At 54.1% G+C, this 23,809-nt stretch carries 19 protein-coding genes and 1 pseudogene; 9 read left to right on the forward strand and 11 right to left on the reverse strand.

Annotation, left to right across the window (positions count from 1 at the left end; all coding sequences use genetic code 11):
- Nucleotides 1-218: 218 nt before the first annotated feature.
- Entirely contained in the window at nt 219-569 is a 351-nt protein-coding gene (locus AC13CN_RS11535; RefSeq protein ID WP_253556813.1) for a hypothetical protein, read from the forward strand.
- Here the strand turns inward: AC13CN_RS11535 and AC13CN_RS11540 are convergent.
- From AC13CN_RS11540 to trmB, 6 genes are all read right to left on the reverse strand, one after another.
- Complete coding sequence (locus AC13CN_RS11540; RefSeq protein WP_058577120.1) at nt 566-1,459, reverse strand: AEC family transporter; 894 nt, start codon at nt 1,457-1,459, stop codon at nt 566-568. The two genes, AC13CN_RS11535 and AC13CN_RS11540, sit on opposite strands and share 4 nt — an antisense overlap.
- Nucleotides 1,460-1,647: 188 nt before the next feature.
- Nucleotides 1,648-4,638 carry a bifunctional [glutamate--ammonia ligase]-adenylyl-L-tyrosine phosphorylase/[glutamate--ammonia-ligase] adenylyltransferase gene (gene glnE / locus AC13CN_RS11545; protein WP_475311987.1) on the reverse strand — a complete coding sequence of 997 codons (2,991 nt, stop codon included), beginning with the start codon at nt 4,636-4,638 and terminating at the stop codon, nt 1,648-1,650.
- A 53-nt stretch (nt 4,639-4,691) separates the two neighbouring features.
- Nucleotides 4,692-5,063, reverse strand: a complete 372-nt coding sequence (locus AC13CN_RS11550; protein ID WP_054641555.1) for a diacylglycerol kinase — start codon at nt 5,061-5,063, stop codon at nt 4,692-4,694.
- A 26-nt stretch (nt 5,064-5,089) separates the two neighbouring features.
- A complete protein-coding gene (gene dacB / locus AC13CN_RS11555) occupies nt 5,090-6,568 on the reverse strand; it encodes a D-alanyl-D-alanine carboxypeptidase/D-alanyl-D-alanine endopeptidase (RefSeq protein WP_273682640.1) in 1,479 nt (492 codons plus the stop codon).
- A gap of 11 nt (nt 6,569-6,579) precedes the next feature.
- Nucleotides 6,580-6,909, reverse strand: coding sequence for a DMT family transporter (locus AC13CN_RS11560; protein WP_062375183.1), 330 nt, complete (start codon nt 6,907-6,909; stop codon nt 6,580-6,582).
- Complete coding sequence (trmB, locus tag AC13CN_RS11565) at nt 6,906-7,571, reverse strand: tRNA (guanine(46)-N(7))-methyltransferase TrmB (RefSeq protein ID WP_044630158.1); 666 nt, start codon at nt 7,569-7,571, stop codon at nt 6,906-6,908. The genes AC13CN_RS11560 and trmB overlap by 4 nt, the downstream gene beginning before the upstream one ends.
- A gap of 221 nt (nt 7,572-7,792) precedes the next feature.
- Here trmB and AC13CN_RS11570 point away from each other — a divergent pair, with 221 nt between their 5' ends.
- The 8 genes and pseudogenes from AC13CN_RS11570 to AC13CN_RS11605 all read left to right on the forward strand — a co-directional run bounded on the left by AC13CN_RS11570 (nt 7,793) and on the right by AC13CN_RS11605 (nt 16,890).
- The gene (locus AC13CN_RS11570) at nt 7,793-9,676 is read left to right on the forward strand and encodes a beta-ketoacyl synthase (RefSeq protein WP_273682643.1); all 1,884 of its coding nucleotides are present in this window, start codon (nt 7,793-7,795) and stop codon (nt 9,674-9,676) included.
- A complete protein-coding gene (gene coaD, locus AC13CN_RS11575; RefSeq protein ID WP_054641557.1) occupies nt 9,673-10,167 on the forward strand; it encodes a pantetheine-phosphate adenylyltransferase in 495 nt (164 codons plus the stop codon). Before AC13CN_RS11570 ends, coaD begins: the two co-directional genes overlap by 4 nt.
- A 71-nt stretch (nt 10,168-10,238) precedes the next feature.
- The gene (locus tag AC13CN_RS11580) at nt 10,239-10,487 is read left to right on the forward strand and encodes a YfhL family 4Fe-4S dicluster ferredoxin (protein WP_039182874.1); all 249 of its coding nucleotides are present in this window, start codon (nt 10,239-10,241) and stop codon (nt 10,485-10,487) included.
- Nucleotides 10,488-10,537: 50 nt separating this feature from the next.
- Nucleotides 10,538-10,711, forward strand: a pseudogene (locus tag AC13CN_RS11585) (MATE family efflux transporter); the annotation flags it as partial.
- A 35-nt stretch (nt 10,712-10,746) separates the two neighbouring features.
- Nucleotides 10,747-12,273 (forward strand): hypothetical protein, encoded by a 1,527-nt coding sequence (locus tag AC13CN_RS11590; RefSeq protein ID WP_483053158.1) that lies wholly within the window; start codon nt 10,747-10,749, stop codon nt 12,271-12,273.
- Nucleotides 12,266-14,302 (forward strand): hypothetical protein, encoded by a 2,037-nt coding sequence (locus tag AC13CN_RS11595; protein WP_483053159.1) that lies wholly within the window; start codon nt 12,266-12,268, stop codon nt 14,300-14,302. Before AC13CN_RS11590 ends, AC13CN_RS11595 begins: the two co-directional genes overlap by 8 nt.
- Nucleotide 14,303: 1 nt before the next feature.
- Nucleotides 14,304-16,451, forward strand: coding sequence for a hypothetical protein (locus AC13CN_RS11600; protein ID WP_483053160.1), 2,148 nt, complete (start codon nt 14,304-14,306; stop codon nt 16,449-16,451).
- Nucleotides 16,444-16,890: a hypothetical protein gene (locus tag AC13CN_RS11605; RefSeq protein ID WP_253486059.1), complete on the forward strand. Its 447-nt coding sequence runs from the start codon at nt 16,444-16,446 to the stop codon at nt 16,888-16,890. The genes AC13CN_RS11600 and AC13CN_RS11605 overlap by 8 nt, the downstream gene beginning before the upstream one ends.
- A 175-nt stretch (nt 16,891-17,065) precedes the next feature.
- Here the strand turns inward: AC13CN_RS11605 and AC13CN_RS11610 are convergent, their stop codons facing one another.
- Genes AC13CN_RS11610 through AC13CN_RS11630 form a run of 5 tightly spaced genes read right to left on the reverse strand, consistent with a single transcriptional unit; the run spans nt 17,066 to nt 23,809 of the window.
- Nucleotides 17,066-17,836: a M48 family metallopeptidase gene (locus AC13CN_RS11610; protein ID WP_483053161.1), complete on the reverse strand. Its 771-nt coding sequence runs from the start codon at nt 17,834-17,836 to the stop codon at nt 17,066-17,068.
- The gene (locus tag AC13CN_RS11615) at nt 17,836-21,114 is read right to left on the reverse strand and encodes a type I restriction endonuclease subunit R (RefSeq protein ID WP_483053162.1); all 3,279 of its coding nucleotides are present in this window, start codon (nt 21,112-21,114) and stop codon (nt 17,836-17,838) included. Before AC13CN_RS11615 ends, AC13CN_RS11610 begins: the two co-directional genes overlap by 1 nt.
- Nucleotides 21,111-21,890 carry a restriction endonuclease subunit S gene (locus tag AC13CN_RS11620; RefSeq protein ID WP_483053163.1) on the reverse strand — a complete coding sequence of 260 codons (780 nt, stop codon included), beginning with the start codon at nt 21,888-21,890 and terminating at the stop codon, nt 21,111-21,113. The genes AC13CN_RS11615 and AC13CN_RS11620 overlap by 4 nt, the downstream gene beginning before the upstream one ends.
- Nucleotides 21,784-22,302, reverse strand: a complete 519-nt coding sequence (locus AC13CN_RS11625) for a restriction endonuclease subunit S (protein ID WP_483053164.1) — start codon at nt 22,300-22,302, stop codon at nt 21,784-21,786. The genes AC13CN_RS11620 and AC13CN_RS11625 overlap by 107 nt, the downstream gene beginning before the upstream one ends.
- Complete coding sequence (locus tag AC13CN_RS11630; RefSeq protein WP_483053165.1) at nt 22,292-23,809, reverse strand: type I restriction-modification system subunit M; 1,518 nt, start codon at nt 23,807-23,809, stop codon at nt 22,292-22,294. The genes AC13CN_RS11625 and AC13CN_RS11630 overlap by 11 nt, the downstream gene beginning before the upstream one ends.

Raw genomic sequence — 23,809 nt, forward strand, 5'->3', positions numbered from 1 at the left:
AATACTGGTTAATAAATGCGTGGATTTATAAAAGCACGGCTCTTCATTTTAGTGCGCTCAATTAAATCCTAACATCCGAGGCTAGCAATCGCATGTTAAGCGCTTAATACAGAAAAATTAGCACCAACTGATATATTAGTTTCAACTCTCAAAAAGAAGCAGTGAACTTGCTCGCTCCGCTATGTTCCAATAGTGGCAAACGAACGATGGAGGCTTTCATGCCACAGATGAATCGCGACCAACGCAATGCCGCTTGGCAAGCTGCTAACCAGTGGCGCGCCCGTGCTGCACAAACGCAGCCAAATGGGCTAATGGGCAGCTTGAAACTGCTGTTGACGTGGCTAGCGTTTGGCGCACTGATGATTGTTGGCGTTGTGCTGGGGCTATTTTTCCTGCTGATTGGCTGGGCGATGATGCCGTTTGTGCGCCATAAGATGAAAAAACGCATGGAGCAGATGCGCGCCGACCAAGCTCAAGACATTGGCGGTAGCTACGCTGGCAGGGAGTCGATGGAGCAGCGTGATGCGCTCGAAGGCAGTTACGAGGTCAAGGACGAGCCTCGCCGTTAGGGCGGCGGCTGGATCCAGGCGAAGGCAGCCGCTAGCGTTAGTGGCATGACGATCAAACTTCCCAAGTTACCGATCAATACTAACGACGCCACCTTATGAGGGGCGAGCTTGTACTGCTCTGCGACCAAGTAATTCAATACCGCTGGCGGCAACGCGGCAAATACTAACAAGGTGGCTGTTTGCAACGGATTCAGCGGCAGCAGCCACATGAGCGGCAGCGCAATCACCAGCCCAGAGAGCGGGCAAAGCACCGCCCCCAGCAGCCCTGTTCGCCAGTCGCTAAAGTCAATTTCCAGCAGGCGCACGCCCAGCGCAAATAGCATTAGCGGAATGCACACACCACCCAGCATATGCATGGCTTCCAGCAGCCAGCCGGGTAACGCTACCCCCCCCACATTAACCAATAGCCCCGCAACGCTTGCAGCCACAATCGGCATACGTAGCATCCGCCACAGCGAAGTACGCGGGTCTAGCATGTAAAGTCCCACCGAAAAGTGCAGCAGCATCTCCACGATAAACACCACCACCGCCGCTGGCAGCGCTTCCGGCCCAAAAGCCAGCACCAGCAGCGGCACCCCCATATTGCCGGAGTTATTGAACATCATTGGCGGCAGGAAGACCTTACTGTCTAACCCAAGCCACTTCACCACCGGCCACAGCACTAACCCTGACCCCAACACCACCAGCGCAGCAGCGCTGGCGAGCCAGGCGTACTCCGCCAGGGGCGCTTGGCGGTCGGCTAGCACGGCAAACACCAGCAGTGGAACAAACAGCTCCATATTGAGGGTGTTTAAACTGCGAATATCGGGAGTGCGGAATCGTCCGTAGGCGGCACCGCTACCGGCAATCAAAAACACCGGCAGCAGCGTGGCTAAAATTTGACCGATCATTGACCAGCCACCTCGCTGCGAGGCCGCACAGGAAAAGGAGTGCGCATTGTGTCGTCCTTGTTTTTATTGGAACTGCTGTTATGGGAACTGCTGTGATTAAAACGATTGATATGGGAGCAGCCGTTTTAGGCCAGTCGTTATCAGGCTAGCTTTTTACTGATGCTACTGAAAAACGCCCTGCCCGCCAATCAAGGTTCCAGAAAACGCTGCCACAGTGCGGTCACTATCTGACGGTGCTCCGCAAACTCTTTAACCTGCCCTAACGCCTTTTCACCGGTCAACGCCGCGCGGTGAGTACGACTGCGGTAGGCCAGGTAAGCCTCGCGTAGCTGATCAGCCTCCACTTGGGTGATGTGCCCGCTCTCGGCCAGAGTTTCCAAAATGCGAATATTATCGCTATAGGTGATCAGCGCGGGCGTTTGATGGGAGAGCGCGAGCACGGCGTACTGGCAGAGAAACTCGATATCCACCATGCCGCCTGCATCGTGCTTCAAGCTAAACGTGGCATCTGTGCTGGCATTTTCGCCATCGCCCCGCTCAGATTTGGCGCCCTCGCCTTTCGTGCCCAAGTGATCACGCATTTTATGGCGCATGCTCACCACATCATCACGCAGCGCCTGCGGGTCGCGCTCGCGGCGTAAAATCGAACCACGCAGCTCGTCAAACTTATCGGCCAGCGCCTCACTGCCCGCCACCACTCTGGCCCGCACCAGCGCCTGATGCTCCCAGGTCCAGGCATTTTGATGCTGATACTCGGCAAACGCGTCCAGCGACGTGACGAGCAGCCCCGCATTCCCTGACGGCCGAAGGCGCATGTCCACTTCATACAGACTACCCGCCGGAGTTACCGCAGTCAGCAGATGAATGATGCGCTGGCCCAGGCGAGTGAAAAACACCGGCGTATCCAAAGGCCGAGGGCCGTCGGTACTGCCTTTACCGTCGTTATCGTGCAGGAACACCAGATCCAGGTCAGAGCCGTAGCCCAACTCAATGCCGCCCAGCTTGCCGTAACCAATAATCAAAAAGGCAGGTTCGCGGTTGTTACACCCCGCAGGCGCACCGTGCTTGCGGGTGACATGCTTCCACGCCATCGCCAGCACCGCGTCTAAAATAACTTCTGCGATATAGGTTAAGTAATCGCTTACTTTCATCAGATGACGCGTACCCGCCACATCCGAGGCGGCCACATGCAGCATCTGCGCATGCTTGAACACCCGCAGTGCTTCTAGCTGCGCTTCTTCATCGTCCTCGGGTAAACGGTTGAGCGTTTGACGCAGCTCATCGGCAAGCCGCGATTTATCGGCGGGCGTGTAGAGCGTATCGGGGGTTAACAACTCATCCAGCAGGATGGGGTAGCGTGCCAACTGTTCAGCAATCCAAGGGCTCGCCGAACATAGCCGCATCAAATGCTCAAGGGTATGCGGATTTTCGCGCAGCAGCGCCAGATAGGCGGTGCGTCGTAGCACCGCCTCGATCAACGGCTGCACCCGAGCCAGGGCCGTGTCCGGCGTATCGCTCTGCGCCACGGCAGCCAGTAGCAGCGGCATCAGAGCATCCAAGCGCTCAAAACCAATACGCTGCATGCTCTGCACAGCACGCGAGTGGTACAGGCTTTTTAATCGTTTGAGGGCTTTTTCCGATTCGTTAAAGCCCGCTTCGCTGAGAAGGGCCTGAGCCTCATCCTCTTCAAGTTCACCGCGCCACAATAGCCGCCACTGGGAGAGGCTGGCGTCGCTTTGCTCTTCATCGGCCTCTTCTTCAGGGTCGGCGATCACCGCGTCGAAGTGCTGGCGCACCCGCTCGCGGACCTCATCTAGCTGGGCGATAAGCCCGGGCCAATCCTCGTGCCCCATGGCGAAAGCGACGCGCTCGCGGTCCTCATCATCGGTGGGCAGCATTTGGGTTTGGCGATCTTCCAGCGCTTGAAGGGCGTGCTCCACATCGCGCAGGAAGGCGTAATCCGGCAGTAGCTCGTCCACCACGGCTTGAGGCAGCAGCCCAAGCTCGGGCAAGCGCTTGAGCGCTGTTTGCAGCGAGGTGACCTGCAGCTCAGTATCACGCCCGCCGCGAATCAGCTGAAACGCCTGCACCACGAACTCCACCTCGCGGATGCCCCCCGGCCCCAGCTTGATGTTGCTCTGCATGCCTTTGCGTTTCACTTCGCGATTGATCATCGCCTTCAGCTCGCGCAGCGACTCAATGGCCCCAAAATCCAGATAGCGGCGATACACAAACGGCCGTAGGCTAGCCAGCAGCTCTTGGCCCGCGTCGATATCCCCCGCCACAGGCCGCGCCTTCAGCATGGCGTAGCGCTCCCACTCACGGCCTTGGTCTTGATAATAGCTGGAGAGCATCGAAAAGCTGCCTACCAGCGGGCCGCCATCGCCCAGCGGGCGCAAGCGCATATCTACGCGGAACACAAAACCATCCGCCGTCATGGCATCCAGGGCGGCGATCAGGCGCTGGCCAAGCTTGGTAAAGTACTCTTGATGCTCTAGCGGTTTGCGACCACCTTCAGTCTCGCCCTTTTCAGGGAAGGCAAAAATCAGATCGATATCCGACGAGAGGTTGAGCTCCCCCGCGCCCAACTTACCCATTCCCAGTACCACCAGCCGCTGAGGCTCACCATCACTGCGAGCGGCAGGTGTCCCCCAGCGGGATGCATAAAAACGCTCCAGCCAGCCAAGCGCCGCTTCGGTGCATACTTCCGCCAGCCAAGAGACCGATCGGGCGGTATCCCACATGGTGGCACCGTCGAGGCGATTTAGATCGCGCCAAACAATGCCCAGCATGCGCGCTCGACGAAAACGGCGCAGCGCCCGGTGCAGGGCATCTTCGTCCTCGGCGCTCTCCAGAGCATCATCCAACCACTGAGTCAGCGCTTCTTTGCTGGGCGCGCTATCCAACTCCCCTGCCGCATCCAGCTCGGCCAGCCAGTGGGGAAAGCGCGCCAACGTATCAAGGGCGAAGGTGGAGATAGTGACCACTCGAGCCAGCGCTTCCCGGCGGGCAGGAGCGAGCGCCTCCCAACTACTGGAGGGCAGCGGCTGCTTGGTCATTGAGGCGATATTATCCGCCTGGCTTAGGGCCTCGCTGAGGCGCTGCTGTGCCTGTTCGGCAGCAGGTGCAAGCGCTTTGGGAAGCGTTGTCGTGGGGAATAACGCATCATTGGTCTGCATAAGCACCTCTTTGCCAAGCGATTGTTATGATTCTCAACGCCATTCTAGGCCAACTAGCCCATCCATTTTTCCCAGCCTAACAGCCCCCAGGTCAGCCCCGCCATCATCAGCGACAGCATCACCGCGGCCGAGCCGATGTCCTTGGCACGCCCTGACAGCTCATGGTGTTCGGTGCCGATACGGTCGACCACGTTTTCGATGGCGCTGTTGAGCAGCTCGACAATCAGCACGAGAAACAGACTGCCGACCAGCAGCAGCCAGCTTAATGGGCCTTCGCCAATCCACCAGGCAAATGGCAGCAGCACGGCAGTAATCGCCAACTCCTGACGAAAGGCAGACTCATTACGAAACGCCGCCTTCAGGCCTTTCCAGGAGTAGCGCGTGGAGTGCAGTAAATGGGTTAACCCCGTGTGACGTGGCTTCATGCCCGTTGCCTCACCTAAGCGTTTAATTAATTAGCTAAAATCATTGCATCTAAATCTAACGACAGTGGGTCAAGCACCTCGGGCCAGCTGAGATAGGGGGTACTGCCGCTACCGTTCACTAACACACTAAACACCCCCCAGCGCCCTTGGGCCGTGCGGAAATAGCCCGCCGCGGCGCGTACGGCAAACGGCTGGTTGAGCGTGCCGGTTTTTAGCATGACGTTATTTTGGAACGTTGGAGAGCCACGACGGATAAAGCGCATCACGCCATTGGCGGGCGACTGGAAAGAGGCCACAAAGCTTGGGAACAGCGCGCTTTGGCGGAACATGTCCTCCAGCATGACGTTGACACCGTGGGCCGAGGTGCGGTTATCGGTGGTTAAACCACTACCGCTGTGCAGCGCCACGGGGCCATGACCTGGAAGACGCTGCACATAAGCTTCAATGGCCTGCCCTGCCTGACGCAGCTGCGCTTGGGGTGTTTCCACCAAGTTCAGCGCCAGCACGTCGGCCATATAGTTATTGGAGTAGTTCATGGTGCGCAGTAACAGCTCCTGGAGCGGCTGGCTATCCACTGCGGCAAGGCGCTGGGCGCTGCTTGGCGGCTGGGTTGAGCTTACCCGCCACGGGTCACGCACGCTAACGCCCGCCTGATTGAGCATGCTTAACAGTACCTGGGCGGTTTTTTCAGCCGCATCTCCGGCACCACGGTAAACATCCCGCGCGGCTGCATTAGTAGAAATTTGCCCCGTCAAACGCATCACATCGCCACGCTCATCGGTGATGCGCTCGGCGCTAATCTCCGTGCCACTGTTCGCCGGGCGCGTTACCACCTGATTATCAATGGCCACCAGCGGCGCCTGGCTATCACATAGCCCTACCCGCGCAGGCTCGCCGGGGGTTGCCGCAGGCGCCACATTGACACACCACGTACCAAAATTGACGCCTGCCGAGGTTAGCGGCGCACTATAGGCGTTGGTGACTCGGGTACGCGCGTTGCAGCGATCAGTGGTGATGCACTCCACTGGGCCAAAGCGCCACTGGCTGACCACCAGCGCCCCGTCAACGTGCGTTACCCCGGCAAGCTGCAGGCGCTGGACGAGCCGCCACAGGTCTTCCGTCGTCAAACCTGGGTCACCGCCGCCTTCAAAGACCAGATCGCCACGCAGCACGCCATCCTGTACTTGGCCGGTACTGACGAGTTGGCTGGTGAAGCGATGTTGAGGACCAAAGCGGTTTAGCAGTGCCGCAGACATGTAAGCTTTCGTGACCGAGGCGGGTGAGAGCTGCCGCTCTGGATTTAGGCTACCCAGCAGTGGGTTACTACCGCTATCGGCATCTAACAGGCGCGCTTCAGCGCTGACCGAAAACCCTTTTGCTTCTAACTGACTCAGCCGGGTGAAGTCGGCCCAGAGCACCGAGCTGGCGCACAGCGCAGCGGTCGTTACCCCCGCGACGATACCGTTGCGCAGCCAGCGCGTGGAGAAGTTGCGAAAACACGTCACTTTGAGCTACCTCAATGCACATTCATTTTAGAGAAGACCTGCAGAGTGACCACCCCGGCCACAATCAGGCTGATGCCAAACACCGCAGGCAGGTCGGGCTTTTCACCAAAGACGACAATCCCGACCAGGGTGACCAAGACAATACCTAAGCCCGCCCAAATGGCGTAGGTAATCCCTACCGGCAGCGTACGTAGTACCAAGCTCAATAAATAGAACGCCACCCCGTAGCCTCCAACGACCAGCAGGCTCGGCAGTGGCCGAGTAAAACCCACAGAGGCTTTTAACGCACTGGTGGCAATCACCTCTGCCACAATCGCGAGAATCAAATAAACAAATGTCATGGGCGCTCCAGGTCGATGCACAAACGCCAAAGTGTTTGGCCACTTTGGTCATATTTGGCTTCAAACGGGGTGAGATAGTCACCATTAGGGTGCAACGGGGCAACGCTTGCCTTTTGGCCGGTGACGACCTCCACGGCCTGGGCAAACTCTTCCACATAGAGCTGCCAGTTCGAACGCAGCTCGAGCCGCCCGCGCAGGGCTAACAGTGTGGGGAAAACCGGATGGCCATGCCAGCGCATTTTCAAGTGTGCTGATTTAGGATAAGGGTTGGGATACAGCAGGTAGTGGCGCTCGGGCGTCCAGCCTGCTTCCAGGGCCAGTCGCCAGAAATCGACCAGATCGGCACGCACCAGCAGGGCGTTTTCCGGCAGCTCACCGTGCTCCCGGCCCAGACGATCCTCACTTCGGTCAACGCCAATCACGCTGTGGTGGGGGAACTGTATGGCTATCCGCCGGGTCGATAGTCCTACTCCGCAACCTGCGTCGAGAATCAACGGTGCAGAGTGCTGCTGGCGCCACGCATCGGCCTGCTCAAACGCTCGGCGCGTGTGGTCAGCAATGGGTTTGCGCAGCGGATGCGCTAACGCGCGCGCTACTCGGCGCGCCACATCGTGATGCGGACCTGGCTGATTGGAAATCACTGGCCGTGAGGTGTGCTGCATGCCATCCCCTGGGTTAAAAAAAGCGTGATTCTATCAGTCTCCCGCGCACTCGGCATGACGCCGTTGCACGCCCGGTGCTATGATCACGCCCGAGCCTTTTTGTAAGCTCACTATTAAGCTCAGATCGGTTAAGGTTTTCGACACGGTCTGACAATAACCGTTATTAAAAACCACCGCACCACGAGGAACCCGGCTTGTCACACTTACCGGTGATTGTCGGCATGGGCGGCATCAATCCCGCCGGCAGAACCTCGGGCCATCAGGCCTTCCGCCGCACCGTGCTTGATGCTCTTCCTGCTGACCAGCAGCGCCAAACCGTGGAAAGCTTGGCAGCGCTTATGCGCCTTGCCGAGCACTCCGACAACGGATGGCACGACAGCGCAGGGCAGCCCATTGACGCCCCTGCCCAGATGCTGCGCGATCAGGTGCTTAACCACACGCTGATTCGCCGCAATGAAGACCTGCGCTTTCTCGCCCCTGGCCTGCCGGCAAACCGACGAGCCGATCTGGCGCTGGCAGAGCCGCTGCGCGTGACACTGCGCCGCCGCCAGCTACCCGACCAGTTGCCCGATGGGTGGCAGGTGCGCGAAATCGATACCCGTGAAGTCGAGGTGACTATTCCTGCGGGCATCTTCGACGTGCTGCTACCGGACGCCCAAGAGCCTAAAGTGCGGGCTGCCGCGCAACTGCCGAGCGGCTTTGACCCAGCCAGCCTTTACCGCAGCGTGCACCATCCTCGCGGGCTCTCCATGGCGGTGTTTGGCGCCAGCGACTGCTTGGGCGCCAGCGGCCTCTCTTGGGAAACCCTGCGCCAGCAGCTCAACCCCGACCATATCGCTGTGTACGCGGGCAACTCGATTGGCCAGCTCGATGACCAGGGCTGGGGCGGCTTATTGAAAAGCTTGGTGACCGGCCAGCGCGCCACCTCCAAGCAGATGCCGCTGGGCTATGGACAGATGCCCGCTGACTTCCTCAATGCCTATGTACTCGGCAGCGTAGGCGGCACCGGCGCAGCGCTAGGCGCCTGCGCCAGCTTCCTCTACAACCTGCGCCTGGGCATTGACGATATCCGCGCAGGCCGTCGCCGGGTGGTGATGGTGGGCACCGCCGATGCGCCGATTACCCCGGAAATTATCGAAGGCTTCCGTGCCATGGGCGCGCTGGCCGATGACGCCAGCCTAAAAGCGCTGGATGCCCTGGAGCTGCTGACCGACGCTGATTATCAGCGCGCCTGCCGTCCGTTTGCCCGCAACTGCGGGTTCACCATGGCAGAAGCGAGCCAGTTCCTGCTGCTGATGGACGACAGCCTTGCCCTAGAGCTAGGGGCCGATATTCTCGGCGCGGTGCCCGATGTGTTTGTCAATGCCGACGGCTATAAGCGCTCTATCTCCGCGCCGGGCATCGGCAACTACATCACCCTGGGTAAAGCCGCCGCGCTGGTTAAAGACATACTGGGAGAAACCGCGCTGAAAGAGCGTACTTTCCTCCACGCTCACGGCACCAGCACGCCGAAAAACCGCACCACCGAATCCCACGTATTCGATGAAATCGCCCGCGCGAACGGCATCAAGCAGTGGCCGGTGGTGGCCATTAAAGCGTTCATCGGCCACTCCCAAGGGTCAGCGGCAGGTGATCAGCTGGCCAGCGCCCTGGGCAGCTTCGCCCACGGTTTGCTGCCGGGTATCCCCACGCTGGATGCGGTGGCCGATGACGTCTACGCCGAGCGGCTGCGCTTTTTCACGACTCCTCAAGCATTTACCGCCGATGCTGCCTTTATCAACGCCAAAGGCTTTGGCGGTAATAACGCCACCGGCGTGGTGCTCTCGCCAGAGGTGACCGAGCGTCTACTCACCAAGCGCCACGGCAGCGCCGCGATAGAAGCGTGGAAAGGTCGCCGCGAAGCGGTACGCGCTAACGCCGCTGCCTATCTCGCTGAGGCCGATCGCGGGCGCTACGCCCCCCGCTACCAGTTTGGCGAAGCGGTGCTGGAAGGCCCAGAGCTTGAGATTCACGCAGACCGTATCCACATTCCCGGCTATGACCACGCGGTTTCGCTGGTCGCCGATAATCCGTTTGGTTCACTGGATGAGGGGACGCCGTCATGAGCGCGCATCGCGAAAAGATCGCTGTCTATCCTGGCACGTTCGACCCGATCACCAACGGCCACTTCGACCTGATTGAGCGCGGCGCGCGGATGTTCGACAAAGTGGTGATTGCCGTGGCAGCCAGCCCCGGCAAACACCCAAGCCTGGATTTGGATACTCGAATTGCGCTGGCCCAGTCGGTGTGCGCATCGCTGCCGAATGTCAGCGTGATTGGCTTCTCGACGCTGCTCACTAGCATGATGCACGAACAGGGCGCGACGATTATTCTGCGCGGCCTGCGAGCGGTCTCCGATTTTGAGTACGAGCTGCAGCTGGCCAATATGAACCGCGCTCAAAATCCTGAGCTTGAGAGCGTGTTTCTTACCCCGGCAGTGGAAAACTCCTATATCTCCTCGACCATCGTGCGGGAAATCGCCAAGCTGGGCGGCGATATTTCCCCCCTGGTGCACCCGCAGGTCGCAGAGGCGCTGCGTAAGCACTACACTACCTAGCTATCGATATTGTTGAGCAAAACACTCGGGTATCTAAAACCCGAGTGACACGCCATTCGTGAGGTATGCCCATGGCCCTGATGATCACCGACGAATGCATTAACTGCGACGTCTGCGAACCGGAATGCCCCAACGACGCGATCTCTCCCGGTGAGGAGATTTACGTGATCAACCCCAACCTGTGCACCGAGTGCGTCGGCCACTTCGACGAGCCTCAGTGCCAGCAGGTGTGTCCGGTGGACTGTATTCCCCTCGACCCAGAGCGCCCCGAGACCCAAGAGCAGTTGATGGAGAAGTATCGCATCATTACTGCCGCTTAACTCGCCCACTTAAGATGTGCCTGAACGTTTGCGAGCGAAGGTCACTCTGAATGCGTATTTGGACCCTCGCTTGGCCCATCATTCTCTCCAATATCACCGTACCGCTACTCGGTTTGGTGGATACCGCCGTGGTCGGGCACTTACCCGACTCTCGCTACCTGGCCGGCGTGACCCTTGGCGCAACGCTATTTAGCTTTCTCTACTGGGGCTTTGGCTTTTTACGCACACACTAATGTAGAAAATATTGACATGCACACTAATGTTCACCATGATATTGACATTTATGTTCTGCAGGGCAGTGCCTGTCGATATGACTCGATCAAAGATCGTATACATTCAACGCCTTTACAGGCTCGACGGAGCGTTAGCTCTCAGCGCTGAAGGGATTCCTACTATTAATTGGACAAACCGAACTCTGCACTGGAATATAGATAAGGATAAATTCGAAGAGACTAGCGACTTAATGATAGAGCGATTCCCAATCATCTACAGGAATTGTGAGCCGTGGGATCTCGGAAACCTTTACCTCTACCGCTGGTGGTTAAACTTCGCTGAATCCAGCCCACGCTCAATCGTAACAATAGATCGAAAAGCAAAGAACCTACTCTCCTACTTGCACTTCATCGAAGAACATAAGACCGACGATCTGCCACTCGATATTTTCTACGCTCCTCCTCGCAGTCGGAAGAACCAGCGCGTCACTTATCTCTATAAGTCATACCTCACGAGGCTGTTCGAGCAAAAACAGAACACGCTTCAGACGGTGAAGCAAAAAGCCGCAGAGGTCGCGGCCTTCTATATGTTTCTGAACGACAACAAGCTCACCCCTCCTGGCGAAGAGATAGAGGATCGCTTCTATACACTTAAAAAGAACACGGTAATAGTGAAGGGGGGCAGAAAGTTCCCCGTGAATTATTCAGACATTCATATTACAAAGGCTACGGTTGAAGAGACACAGTTCGATCTAATACAGGGTGAAGAAGGCGGAGTACGCCCACTCTCAGAAAAAGAGGTCGAGTGGGTTCTTGAGGGCGTGGAAGCTCTTAGTAACCGTCAAATGCAACTGATAGTCTGGTTGGCGCTATACACTGGGGCAAGAAAACAAACAATCTGCACATTGAGCGTTGAGGCTATACAAAAGGCTTATAAGTCATCCAGAACAGCCAAAGAGGCGAGAATACCTGTTGGACCGATGACTGGCGTTGATACGAAGGGCAATGTTCAGTACGTGCTCAAGGTGCCCAGCTCACTGGTTGCACAGGTATATGATTGGGTAAAGTACTCAGAGATATACAAAGAACGGAAAGAGAAAAGCTACTACGGTGACTCCTCTCGGAACTATGTCTTTCTTACAAAGTTTGGCCGTCCATTTTATACCGCCAATCGGCACACATATGACGCTGCCGATCCTACGTACTCAATGACTCTAAAAAGAAGTGAGCGGGGACAAGCAGGACTCCAATTAGGGAGTTCGATTAACGACTTCGTGAATCAGAAATTAATTCCATGGATAAGACAACACAAAGACGCACAGTACAAAGGCTTTAAGTTCCATGACCTTAGAGCAACACGGGGCATGCGATTCGTAAGGCAAGCCAAGGTATTAGGCATGTTGGACACAGAGATTATTACTCATGTCAAAGGTCTACTCGGACACAAGCATGAGTCGACTACGATGATCTACCTAAGATATGACGAATTAGTTCAATTGCAGAAAGAAAAAAACAAAAAAGTTCACGAAGCCATGTACGGTGAAGCCTTTCCTTGGGACAACTTCAATGTCTGAATTCTACGACCTGTATAACGACAGACCTGAAGAGTATTCTCACTTTGAAGCTTCATCGCTCACACTATCTGAACTGGGCAGAGTTCGGCTCAACTTCAAATGCAATGGTCAAAATTACAAGCAGATTTACGTTGGACGAGTACTTTTTAACTCTCGCAATACAGGCTCAGTAAAAAGCAGAATCAAGTGTTCTCCTAGCTCGCTGGGTAGCTGGGATATAGATTTCACAAGCCAAATTGCAAACCGTAAAGCTTACCTAACGAGACTTATCGACGCATTCCTCGATGGAACTACAAAACGAGGCTCAGTTACCAATCAGCTAATCTTCATAGACTATGCTGATAATATTTTCGAACGTGAGAAGCTCTTCATCAACATAGAGCTTATGAAAAAAGCATATCGTGACTACTCACTAAGACTCTGGGATCGAGTATCTCAGAGTAATCTTTCCAAATCACTCAAACGAGCCACTGCACGAGAGTATCAAGAAGGGGCTACCCAAGCGATCTTACTGTCATTTAATGACATAGATGAAGATACCGTAAAGAGCTGGGCTCTGAGAATCCAGTTCAGGAGAGGCGAAAAAGGATTCAAAATCCTCCAAAGCATACAGCACGCAGCGACCAGCCGAGATGCGCATCGGTATTTGTTCAATCAAATTTCTGAGTACTTACTTGAAGATGATCATATAAAGCCATTCGTTCTTAAACCAGAAATGAAACTTAGCATTACCGGTCAAATTTACCTCAGCCCATCAATATGGAACTTACACGGAGTAAACGAGACTCCTGCATCATACTATCAGAGATCGGGAAGCTGCGGGCGCAGCCGCATTCAAGAGTTACTTTACGACCGCACTGGAAAGCTAATCAGCTGCATCGATGAATTGACAAAGTTAACAAATTCTGAAGCTGAGAAAAACGGACAATTTTCTGACAAGAAAATACACAAAAGATTACGCGAATATTATCGCTCTGCACTCGCAACGGAGCATAAAAATAAAAGCACATTGGGAGATTACCATCGTGATCTTTTTAATATTGCAAGCATTCACTTTTCTCATCTTATACTTGCAGATAGCGGTGCAAATCTAGCAGTGTTGTGTTCAGCTCCGCTGGTAGAGCCCACCCATCTCGAACGAGAAGGTAAGTTCAGAGTCATCTCTTTCAAGAACAAAGGAGATAAGCAGTTTTCACTTCGCCTGAGCCCCCTAGCAAAGAAATACTGGAGTCAGTACCTCGCTCTGTGCCAAAAGTTCATTGTTTCAGACTCGCCCCTGATAGGGCCGCAGTACTTCAAAAATGCGCAGCCTCACACACGTACAATTAGTAATAAGAACCTCATTAACCCTACCAAGTTCTGGAACACAGATAACCTGTGGATTAATGCAAAAGATTGGCGAGATTACTCGGTGAATTTATCACTCACCGTAACTAACGATGTTCGCTACTCTGCAAATCAGCATCAGCACACGGTTGAGACATCGAGAAGGCACTACATAGCAGTTGAAAACCGAGTTGCAATTAAAGAGCTAAACGACTTCTTCAGCGGTCTAGCCAGCGTTGTAAAGCTCTACAAAGCGAAGCGGGTCGCTGTAAAGGTTATCAGTAAAGATAAGGGAGTGCAGGGCCTTACAGGCAATTGCACATCTCAGGGCAGCATCAAAGATGAAGGCTTTTCAGATCAAGCTCCCAACCCTCGCTGCTCAGCAATGCTTAGCTGCTTTTTCTGCAAGTCGTATGCGCTCAGAGCAACAGAAGAGGATGTTCTCATGCTGCTATCTATTAAGGAATGGCTGCCTTTGCACAGCCGTGCTAGTAGCTTGAACATGGATGAGCATCTTCTAAAGTTCCAGCCTATCATAGAGCGCTTAAACGACATAATCGCTGACTTCTCTGATAAAAATGAGCAGCACTCAAATATCGTTAAGCGAGCCGAGAGGCAAGTCGAGATTGGCAACTTGCATCCTTACTGGGAGATGAAGATAGCGGCTTTGAACGAAATCACAGATAGCAGAGGAGAGCAGTAATATGTGGGCACCGCGATTCTTGAAGGGCACCGAAAAGCTGGAGATCCAGCCCGACATGTTTTCTATTGAAGATCTAACGAAATCGCCGCCAGACAGCTTCGTCATTAGTCGCAACCTAACAGGTGACGCCCTTTCTATATACGGTGATAACATCTGGGATTTATCACCCTACTCAACAATAAGTAAGGGCATTAAGTACAATTTTACTAGCCAGTTCGGCAGAGCAGATGACGAGCTTAGCCCTACAGCGCACACGATTATCGGTGAGATGAAGCACATTATGTTCGCAGCGCTCTATGAGCCGACGCACTCGGGGGGACAGCGCAACAAGCCACAGACCTACAGCAAAATGATCGCGCTTCTAAGGGGTCTCTCCATCATCGCACTGAACGAAAATAAGACACTCGCCCAACTACATGAAAGCCCTTTTGCAGTACCTAAAATCACTGCCAGTCTTTACGCTTCTAGAACAGCATTTCGCAAAGCTGAAACACTCCGAGATTTAAAAGCACTGATCGACTATCTAAACGAGCGATTTAATGCTGGACTACCATCCCTGATCCCCAACGAGCAGCTCAAAAAGATCATTTCAGCCGCATCGCAATTGCGGTCGAACTACATTGATGATCCATCAGCTCAACGCACCCCGCTGATACCCTCCCGAATTTACGCTGCACTGATAAATCTATCGACAGAGATGGTAAATGACTTCCACGAACATAAAGAGAATATAAAAGGCCTGCTGAATAGAATCAACACAGACCCCCTGTTCTTCGCCACTCCATCAATGCTGAAAGAAAATGCAAAGCCAGGAACAGTCAATAACGCAAAGGTTTATCAGGTATTTGCATATTATAGGGCTAAATACCCCAACGCCAAAAGAACCGAAATGCCTTTAGTAAGTCAAGAAGACTCCATAGCTGAGTATGATCTAACGGAATTTTTCGAAAGGTGGTCAATCGGATCAATATATAAAAATAACGGCTACATAAAATATACACTCAGAGGCATTAGAGGCTACCTGAGCCACGTACTGGATGCAGCAAGAATTCTCATATATAGCTACTCAGGTATGCGCAAACACGAGATGGATGCGCTGCAAAAAAATTGCCTGAGCAGCATTCAGATCCCTGGGCTAGGCGAACTTCCTATAGTTCTCGGCCACACTTCAAAAATGACAAACAGCAACTACAGCGAGTCTGTCTTACCCTGGGCGACATGCTCACAGGCAATACCGGCTGTCGAAGCATGTAGGTTCATCCGAGATATGATGGGCTGCCTTACCGATTTTCTATTTCCAAGCTTCGATCATCCTATGAGGATGAGGAAATTTCTCGATACAGACGTACATCGCCAAAAAACTCTTTCATACATCTCAAGAGGATCAGATGAGCTAAGAGTTAGAGAAAGCGACATTGTAGAGTTAGAAAACTTTGATGCATTCCGTGACTGGCGAAACGACCCTAGGCTCAACCTAAAAGTGGGTGAGTACTTTCACCTTGAGAACCATCAGTTTCGGCGCTCTACAGCTGTCTACGCAGCACGAAGCGGTATGGTCTCCCTCCCATCGTTGAAATTCCAGTTCAAGCACCTATCTGAAGTGATGACGATGCTTTACCGAGAGAACGCTAGCTTCGCTGAGAACATTTTCAATATTGTTAAGACTGGTTCTTCACATGATGTAATACGCGACTATCGAGATGAACTTATGTTCCTAGAAGCCTTGGACTTTGAAGCCCATGTAGTAAAAAGCACTGACGAGCTTTTCGGCGGAGCAGGCAGCAGATTTGAACAGGAAAAATCTCAGAGCCCATCATGGTTCAAGAGTATCGAAGATATCGAAAAACGTGTTAAAGATGGACGTTTATCTTACCGAGAAACGGTCCTCGGAGGATGCTCCTCCCGTGAGATGTGTGACAAGTTTAATGTAGATGAAGTCATCCCATGCCTAGCTGGCTGCAATGACGCGATCCTTGGTGGAGATGACGGACTAGGACTTGAACGTGGACATAAGCTCAAAAAATACAAAAGCACTTTAGAGGCGGAGCTAGAGCACATCGATCCAAAGCATCCCTCAGCTCGATTAGCATATGAGGAGATCACGCTAATCAACCAGAAATTAATCAAGATGGAGGCCATAAATGAGTAAGCATCAAGAGTACTACGAAGCACTCCAGAGGCTTATTAACAATGAGCCTTTAGTTGTCGAAAATGGTTCAAAAATCAATAAACGTAACGTAGCACTGGAAGCAGGCAAGAAGAATGCAAGCAGCATTCGGAAGGGCCGAGACTTTGACAATCTAGTCGCAGCAATAGATGCAGCTGCTGCTAAAATGCAATCACCAAAAAAAGTGAGAGCAGATAAAGCTGATACACTCGCAGCACGTAACCAGGAGCTACAAGACATGCTAGACATCTCTCATGCAAAATACCTAGCAGCAATGAATCTACTCCTTGAAAACGACCTTTACTCTGTTGAACAGAAACCCGCCCAAGTAATCAGCCTCGACGAAAGGGATAACGCTATACGCCCCGCGTTTGACGGTACTAATTCGAAGCCCCCCCCCGCCGAGAATAGCAGCACTTAGAAATAGAATTTTCGGGGAGTTACACAGGAAGCGCCGCATCAAGACTCTCCCAGCACTTGGCGGAAGTACATTTCTGTGCGGATGCGGTGGAGATAACAACATACCTGCTACCGGGAAATATCCGTTTCTTCTGATATCATCCCAACATCCCCCCCCTTCTTGGCCAGCAAAAAAATCACATGCCGCCTAAAAGCTGCTCCGCCTGCCCATCCAACCGTTCCTTCACAGACCGCCACTCGGGCATATACCTATCCAGCAGTGCATAGAAGCGCGGGCTGTGGTTGTGTTCTACCAAGTGGCAGAGCTCATGAAGTAGCACGTAGTCGATGGCTCGCATGTTGGCTTTTATCAGGTGTGGGTTTAGTAGCACGGCGCCTTGGTGAGAGCAGCTGCCCCATTGGGTTTGCATGTCGAGCATGCGCCACTCGGGTACGGTTTTTGTCCATGGCAACGTCTCGACCATCATCGACAGGCGGCGCTGAAATACGTCCACCGCTCTGTCGCGGTACCACTGGCGCACGGCCTTTTGTGTGCGCTCAGTGGTCAGCTCTTTGCCTTGCACCCGCAGTTGGCCGCCTATGAGCTTGCAGGTGACCTTTCGCTGGCTTGGGTCGTCGATTACCTTGAGTACGTATCTACGCCCCAGGTAGAGCATACACTCGCCGCTGACCCACGTTCTTGGCTGGACGTAGCGGTTTCGTTCTTCAATGTCATCCAGGTGCTTGAGTATCCATCTCGCCCGACGCTGCACCGCTGCTTTGATCTCGGGCAGCGGTGCCGATTCGGGTGCATCCACCTGCACCATGCCGTTGGGGTGCACATACACCCGTATCGTGGCTTTTTTATGTTCGGGCAGATAGCACAGGTGGTAGCTGAACGTTCGCTCACCGTAACGCGTTTGATACACGCGTGGTGGTTCGTCCTGCGTGGCATCCACAGCGGTCATCACTTTGTTACTCCGTTACGCAGAATCTGCACCACTTCATCCAGAATCGCTTTGGCTTTATCCAAGCCTACCAGTGAGAACAGCTTCGGGAGCAAGTGTTTCCGTACATCTTGCTCAATGCCCACGGGGTTCAGTGAGTTTTCTGCCACGGCGCGATTCACCACCGTATCGATCTCAAAGGCCTCGTCGATCAATTGCTCGCCTTTGTCTTTTTCCAACACAGCGAAGTCGTCACCCAGCACGAGTTTAAACGTGCCGTAGTAGGCCTGGGCATGCTTGTTTCCGCTAAACGCCTCTAGCGGTAGGTCAGGCACCTCTCGCTCTTCAACCTTGGCTTCCAGGTCGCTGAACAGCTTGAACTGCGCCTTGTAGTCGAACATGGATTCGGCTTTTTCGATGGCTTCCTTCAGCAGCGCTGAGAACACCTTCTTGGCGTAGGGGTCGTCGCCTAGCTTCTCCTCGATGGTCTTCTTGGTACGCGTCTTGATCTTGTCGGTTTCGTTTTTGGTCTTCTCGTCGCTCCAGTTATCCGGGTTGCTCTCTACGGGGTCGATAAGCACGGGCTCATCGCCGGGGGCAACATGGACACCGGTGACATAACGATCAATCAGATCTCGAATCTGGCCTTCGTAGGCGGAATAATCGACGGTTTCCTGGGCATCCATCCGCACGGTCTTACGCAGGTCTGAAAACCACTTCAAGTCGGATTTGTACCGGCGGATATCCGCCTCGGTGAACGCTTTGTCATCAAAGAAGCTTTGTGTGGAAAGCGCCGTTTTCAAACACATCCCGAAGTGAGTGACGGCCTCATAGAAATCCTCCCGCAGGGCCTGACGAACATCCACCTCGACACCGTCCTCATCGGCTTCATAGCGAGGCATGAACACCTGACGATAGGGTTCAGGGTCCAGGCGATTATCAATATGCCCGAAGAAGCTCAGAAGCCGATCGTGCAACCTTGGCAGCTTCTTGTACTCGGTGTCGACGTTGGCATACAGGCCTTCAATATCCTCAATGGCAAAGCCGCCCTGAGTCTGTTCCTCAAAGTTCTGGTAGTCCTTAATGGCGGTATCCAGCTCTCTGAGGATGCCCCGGTAATCGATCAGGTAACCGAAGGGCTTCTGAGGGTGCAGCCGGTTAACGCGAGCAATGGCCTGGATCAGGTTGTGGCCTTTCAGCTGCTTGTCGATGTAGAGAACGGTGTTACGAGGCTCATCAAAGCCCGTTAGGAGCTTATCAACAACAATCAGGATATCCGGTGGGCCATCGGTGCCGAAATCCTCTATCGTGGCTTTCTCGTAGTCCTGGGGGTCGCCCGTAACGTTCTGCTTCCACCACGCTTGCACTAACGGCAGGTTGGTTTCATCCACATCGGTATGGCCTTCGCGGGTATCCGGCGGAGAAATCACAATGGCACTGGTCACCATACCTGCGCTATCGAGTTCCTGTTTATAGCGAATCGCGCTGAGCTTACTGTCCGTGGCCAATTGACCTTTGAGTTCCAGCCCCGCCTTTTTGAAGTTTTCGCTGAAATGCACGCTGATATCAAACGCGTTGAGCTTAATGCGATCCTGCGCGGTATAAATTTGACCTTGCTTGGCGTACTTGCGTTTGAGGTCGGCTTTCTGGTCGTCTGACAGGGCGGCGGTCACCTTATCAAACCAGCTATCGACCGCCTTCTGATTGACATCTAGCTGGGGTTTTCGCTCTTCGTACAGCAGCGGCGTCACGGTGCCGTCTTCCACCGCCCGCTTCATGGTGTAGGCGTGAATGATGGACCCGAATTTCTCGGCGGTTTCGCTTTTCTCTTTTTTCAGTAGCGGCGTGCCGGTAAACGCAATGAACGAGGCATTGGGCAGAGCTTGGCGCATCCGCTGGTGGTTTTCACCCCCCTGGCTACGGTGGCCTTCATCCACAACGACAATGATATTTTCCGAGGGGTTATAGCACTCTGGTTGCTTAGCGGCGGAAGCGAATTTGTTAATGATGGTGAATATAATCCGCTCATTACCTTGGCCAATACGTTTGGCCAGGTCCTTGCCCGAGCGTGTTTTGGCGAGAGCGTCACCGCTTTTCTTACCGGCGATGTCGCTGCCAAACGCCCCACCGGTTAGGAAGGTCTTGGAGAGCTGTTTCTCCAGATCCACCCGATCCGTGACGACGATGACCCGGCAATTCTTTAGCGCGTCACTGAGCAGGAGAGCGCGACAGAGGTACACCATGGTGAACGATTTACCTGAGCCGGTGGTGTGCCACAGCACGCCGCCCCGGCGCTCACCGTTGGGCTTAAAGCCCGAGATGCGTTCCAACAGAGCCTTGATGCCGAATGCCTGAGGGTAACGGGCCGCGATCTTGCCTACTTTGCGGTCGAACAGGATGAATAACCGGAGAAATTCCAGAAACCGGTGCCTATCCAGCAAGCCTACTAAAAGCCTGTCTTGTTCGGTCGGCGTGACGTGCTTTGACCATAGCTGTTCAAAGTAAGCCCGAACCTTCGGAGGCTTGCCCTGGAACAGCGCGTCTTTAATGGAGGCAGACAAGGGCTGGTTCTTGATGCCCTGAACGTAGGGGTCGTCAAACTCTTCATCTTTCCACGTTGACCAGAACTTGGCCGGGGTATGGGTCGTACCGTACCGGCCATCGTTGCTGCTGATGGCAAACAGCAGCTGGGCGAAAGCGTAGAGGTACGGCACTTCATCGTTCTTCTGGTTGCGGAGGTGCTGGCTGATGCCTTCCTCCACCATGTTCTTGTTGGGGTTGCCGGAGGCCGCTTTCTTGGCCTCGATCACCGCCAGGGGAATGCCGTTCACGAACGCCACCACATCCGGCCGGCGGGTGTGGGTGCCCTGGGTGGACAGCACTTCCATCTCTTCGGTGACATGGAACTCGTTGTTGTCCGGGTTATCCCAGTCGATCAGGTGGATCGTGGGCTGGGCCTTCTTGCCGCCGATGAACTCGGTCACGGTGATGCCAAGGGTCAGCATGTCGTACACGGACTGGTTGGCGTCCATCAAGCCCTGGGCCATGGAGGGTGTCGTGACCTCCCGAATCACCTGATCCACAGCCTGATCAGACAAGGGGTACCATTCGCCTTTGAACTCAAACTTTCGCCGGCGCAACACCCGCTCCAGCACCGGTTTCATCACCACTTCCCGCTGGCTGCCTCGAAGGGCCTGACACTCCGTGGCCGGCAGAAACGTCCAGCCTAAGTTGATCAGGGTGGCCAGGGCCGGGATGTGACTGGAATGCTGCTCATTCCCTTGAGGGGTGGTGTTCATGCGGCCTCCGTGTCCACGTTCACCCGACGTTTGCCGGTCAGGAGTTGTTGCATCAGGGCTTTCTTTTCTTGTTTAAGCATGATTAGGCGTTTTGATAGGAGATCAAACTCTTGATCGGTAGATAAAAGGATCTCACCAATCGCCCTCTGTTCAGCTGGATCGGAGGGAATAAGAACCGCCTGCTTTTGAACATCTTTTTTGCCCAACCCTAACTGAGCCGTCCCGTTGGCTCTGCGGCGAAGGCTTTTATTCACTTTCTCTGAATTTATGAGATAACCGAGAAACTGGCTATCTGTCTGATGAGGAGTTAGAGCATAGACGTGATCCGCTAATAGATATTTCTCATTTTCTGGAATTACGCCCACACGACCAATAATGTTTCCACCACCGATATCATCTTTCGGCATTACAAGCTGGCCTTTGGCAAGATATGGACCATTCAATGAAGTTTTCTTTGTTGGTATAAGTCTGCCTGTGCGGGTTACTGAGCCCATATCAATAATGTATTTGTCGCCGATTTGATCTATGTACTTCGCTTTCGAAGAGCCGGAGGTAATTTCTACTAGATCGCCTAACTGAGCAGATACCCACTCCCCCTCAAACCCCGGCAACCGCTTCTTCCCGGTCAGCAACTGCTGCATCAACCCTTTCTTCCGCTGCTGGCTGTTCTCAAGCAGGCGCTCGGTGGCGGTGATGGCCTGATCCCAGGTGGAGAGGATCTGGGCGATCTTTTTTTGTTCGGGGAGGGGGGGGGAGAGGAACGGGAATGCTTTCACAATTTGTTTTGTTCAGATATGGAATCGTAGTTTTCGATGCCACTGACTCCATGTAGTGCTTCTGAGCACTAAGCGCGTATGCCAGATATTCATTCTGAACCGAATCGGAACATACGAATGCATGGAGCTGTTGATTGAGAACAACATCTTTTTTAGAAATTGCAACGAGACCAAGTTCACCAACGGCTGCCATAATGACTGCGCCGCTGGGGACAATTTTGCCACCACAATCGGCTAAAGCTGATTCGCTTACATAGTTTTTCTGTAGATGCGATGGAATATATCGGCCAGAAATTTCCGGCGTTGTGACCCATGGAATGTCGCCATCAAAAGACTTGGGCTTATTTCTGCCGGGTACAATAGACTGGCAAATCGTTCCGACAGGAGCTTTTTTCCAACCCTCAGGCACCATAACCCAACTCCTTCAGATAGACGTCCATCTGCTCGTTCAGCTTCGCAATCTCGGCCTCGATCTCTTTCCGCTCCGCTTGCACGGCCATCAGGTCGATCTCTTCCTCTTCCTCGAAGGTGTCCACGTAGCGGGGGATGTTGAGGTTGAAGTCGTTCTCCTGGATTTCCTCCAGACTGGCCACGTAGGAATACTTGTCCCGGGTGTCGCGCTGCTTGTAGGTCTCGACGACCTTGGCAATGTTCTCTTCGGACAACTGGTTCTGGTTCTTGCCGGCCTGGAACTCTCGGCTGGCGTCGATAAACAGCACGTTGTTGTCGGTCTTGTCCTTGCGGAACACCAGTACGGCCGCCGGGATGCCGGTGCCGTAGAACAGCTTCTCGGGCAGGCCGATGACGGCATCCAGAAGGTTTTCTTCGATCAGCTTCTGACGGATCTTGCCTTCCGCAGAGCCCCGGAACAGAACGCCGTGGGGGACGACCACCGCCATGCGGCCGGTCTTCGGCTTCAGGGTCTCGATCATGTGAAGGATGAAGGCATAGTCGCCCTTGGACTTTGGCGGTACCCCGCGCCGGAAGCGGGCGTAGGGATCGCTGTCGGCGCCCTCGAAGCCCCACTTTTCCAGTGAGAACGGCGGATTGGCCACCACAATATCGAAGTGCTTCAGGCCGCCGTTTTCATCCAGCAGCTTGGGATTACGAATGGTGTCGCCCCATTCCAGCTTGTGGTTGTCGATCCCGTGCAGAAACATGTTCATTTTGGCCAGAGCCCAGGTGCTGCCGATGGCCTCCTGACCGAACAGGGCGAAGTTCTTGGAGCCGTCGTTGCCCTTGCGGATCTGGTTGGCGCACTTGAGCAACAGGGAAGCCGAACCGCAAGCCGGATCGCAGATCTCATCGCCTTCCTTCGGCGCGACGATCTCGGCCATCAGCTCGGAGACTTCCGGCGGGGTATAGAACTCACCGGCTTTCTTGCCGGAGGTGGCCGCAAAGTTCTTGATCAGGTATTCGTAGGCGTTGCCGATGACATCCAGCTTACCGATCCGACTCGGACGCAGGTTCAGCTCCGGCCGGGCGAAGTCTTCCAGCAGGTGGCGCAGGATGTCGTTCTTCTGCTTCTCATCCCCCAGTTTGTTGGAGTTGAAGCTGATATCCTGGAATACGTCGGCCAGCTTGACGATGTTGGCCTCTTCAATGGCGTGCAGAGCCTTGTCGATCCGCTCGCCGTTGCCCGGCTCATGGCGCTGGTCATACAGGGCGTAGAAGCCGGAATCCCGAGGCAGCACAAAGCGCTCGTTCTTCATCAGCTCTTCGATCAGCTCCGGCGTGTCGCCGTACTCGGCCACGTAGTTATCGTAGTGATCCTGGTACACATCGGAGAGGTACTTCACGAACAGCATCGTCAGCACGTAGTCCTTGTAGATGCTGGGGTCTACGGTGCCCCGGAAGGTATCGCAGGCGTTCCAGACCGCTTTGTTGATCTGATCCTGCTTAACGGAATCGTTACTCAT

Source organism: Vreelandella sp. L-25, from assembly GCF_056857535.1.

What these genes read in the sequence shown, in the direction of transcription:
- AC13CN_RS11625 (WP_483053164.1), bottom strand. Translation starts at nt 22,302, where the DNA reads ATGGTGCCTGAGGGTTGGAAAAAAGCTCCTGTCGGAACGATTTGCCAG.
- coaD (WP_054641557.1), top strand. Translation starts at nt 9,673, where the DNA reads ATGAGCGCGCATCGCGAAAAGATCGCTGTCTATCCTGGCACGTTCGAC.
- AC13CN_RS11610 (WP_483053161.1), bottom strand. Translation starts at nt 17,836, where the DNA reads ATGACCGCTGTGGATGCCACGCAGGACGAACCACCACGCGTGTATCAA.
- AC13CN_RS11615 (WP_483053162.1), bottom strand. Translation starts at nt 21,114, where the DNA reads ATGAACACCACCCCTCAAGGGAATGAGCAGCATTCCAGTCACATCCCG.
- AC13CN_RS11535 (WP_253556813.1), top strand. Translation starts at nt 219, where the DNA reads ATGCCACAGATGAATCGCGACCAACGCAATGCCGCTTGGCAAGCTGCT.
- AC13CN_RS11570 (WP_273682643.1), top strand. Translation starts at nt 7,793, where the DNA reads ATGGGCGGCATCAATCCCGCCGGCAGAACCTCGGGCCATCAGGCCTTC.
- AC13CN_RS11580 (WP_039182874.1), top strand. Translation starts at nt 10,239, where the DNA reads ATGGCCCTGATGATCACCGACGAATGCATTAACTGCGACGTCTGCGAA.
- AC13CN_RS11595 (WP_483053159.1), top strand. Translation starts at nt 12,266, where the DNA reads ATGTCTGAATTCTACGACCTGTATAACGACAGACCTGAAGAGTATTCT.
- AC13CN_RS11630 (WP_483053165.1), bottom strand. Translation starts at nt 23,809, where the DNA reads ATGAGTAACGATTCCGTTAAGCAGGATCAGATCAACAAAGCGGTCTGG.
- AC13CN_RS11590 (WP_483053158.1), top strand. Translation starts at nt 10,747, where the DNA reads ATGTTCACCATGATATTGACATTTATGTTCTGCAGGGCAGTGCCTGTC.
- AC13CN_RS11605 (WP_253486059.1), top strand. Translation starts at nt 16,444, where the DNA reads ATGAGTAAGCATCAAGAGTACTACGAAGCACTCCAGAGGCTTATTAAC.
- trmB (WP_044630158.1), bottom strand. Translation starts at nt 7,571, where the DNA reads ATGCAGCACACCTCACGGCCAGTGATTTCCAATCAGCCAGGTCCGCAT.
- AC13CN_RS11540 (WP_058577120.1), bottom strand. Translation starts at nt 1,459, where the DNA reads ATGATCGGTCAAATTTTAGCCACGCTGCTGCCGGTGTTTTTGATTGCC.
- AC13CN_RS11560 (WP_062375183.1), bottom strand. Translation starts at nt 6,909, where the DNA reads ATGACATTTGTTTATTTGATTCTCGCGATTGTGGCAGAGGTGATTGCC.
- AC13CN_RS11600 (WP_483053160.1), top strand. Translation starts at nt 14,304, where the DNA reads ATGTGGGCACCGCGATTCTTGAAGGGCACCGAAAAGCTGGAGATCCAG.
- glnE (WP_475311987.1), bottom strand. Translation starts at nt 4,638, where the DNA reads ATGCAGACCAATGATGCGTTATTCCCCACGACAACGCTTCCCAAAGCG.
- AC13CN_RS11550 (WP_054641555.1), bottom strand. Translation starts at nt 5,063, where the DNA reads ATGAAGCCACGTCACACGGGGTTAACCCATTTACTGCACTCCACGCGC.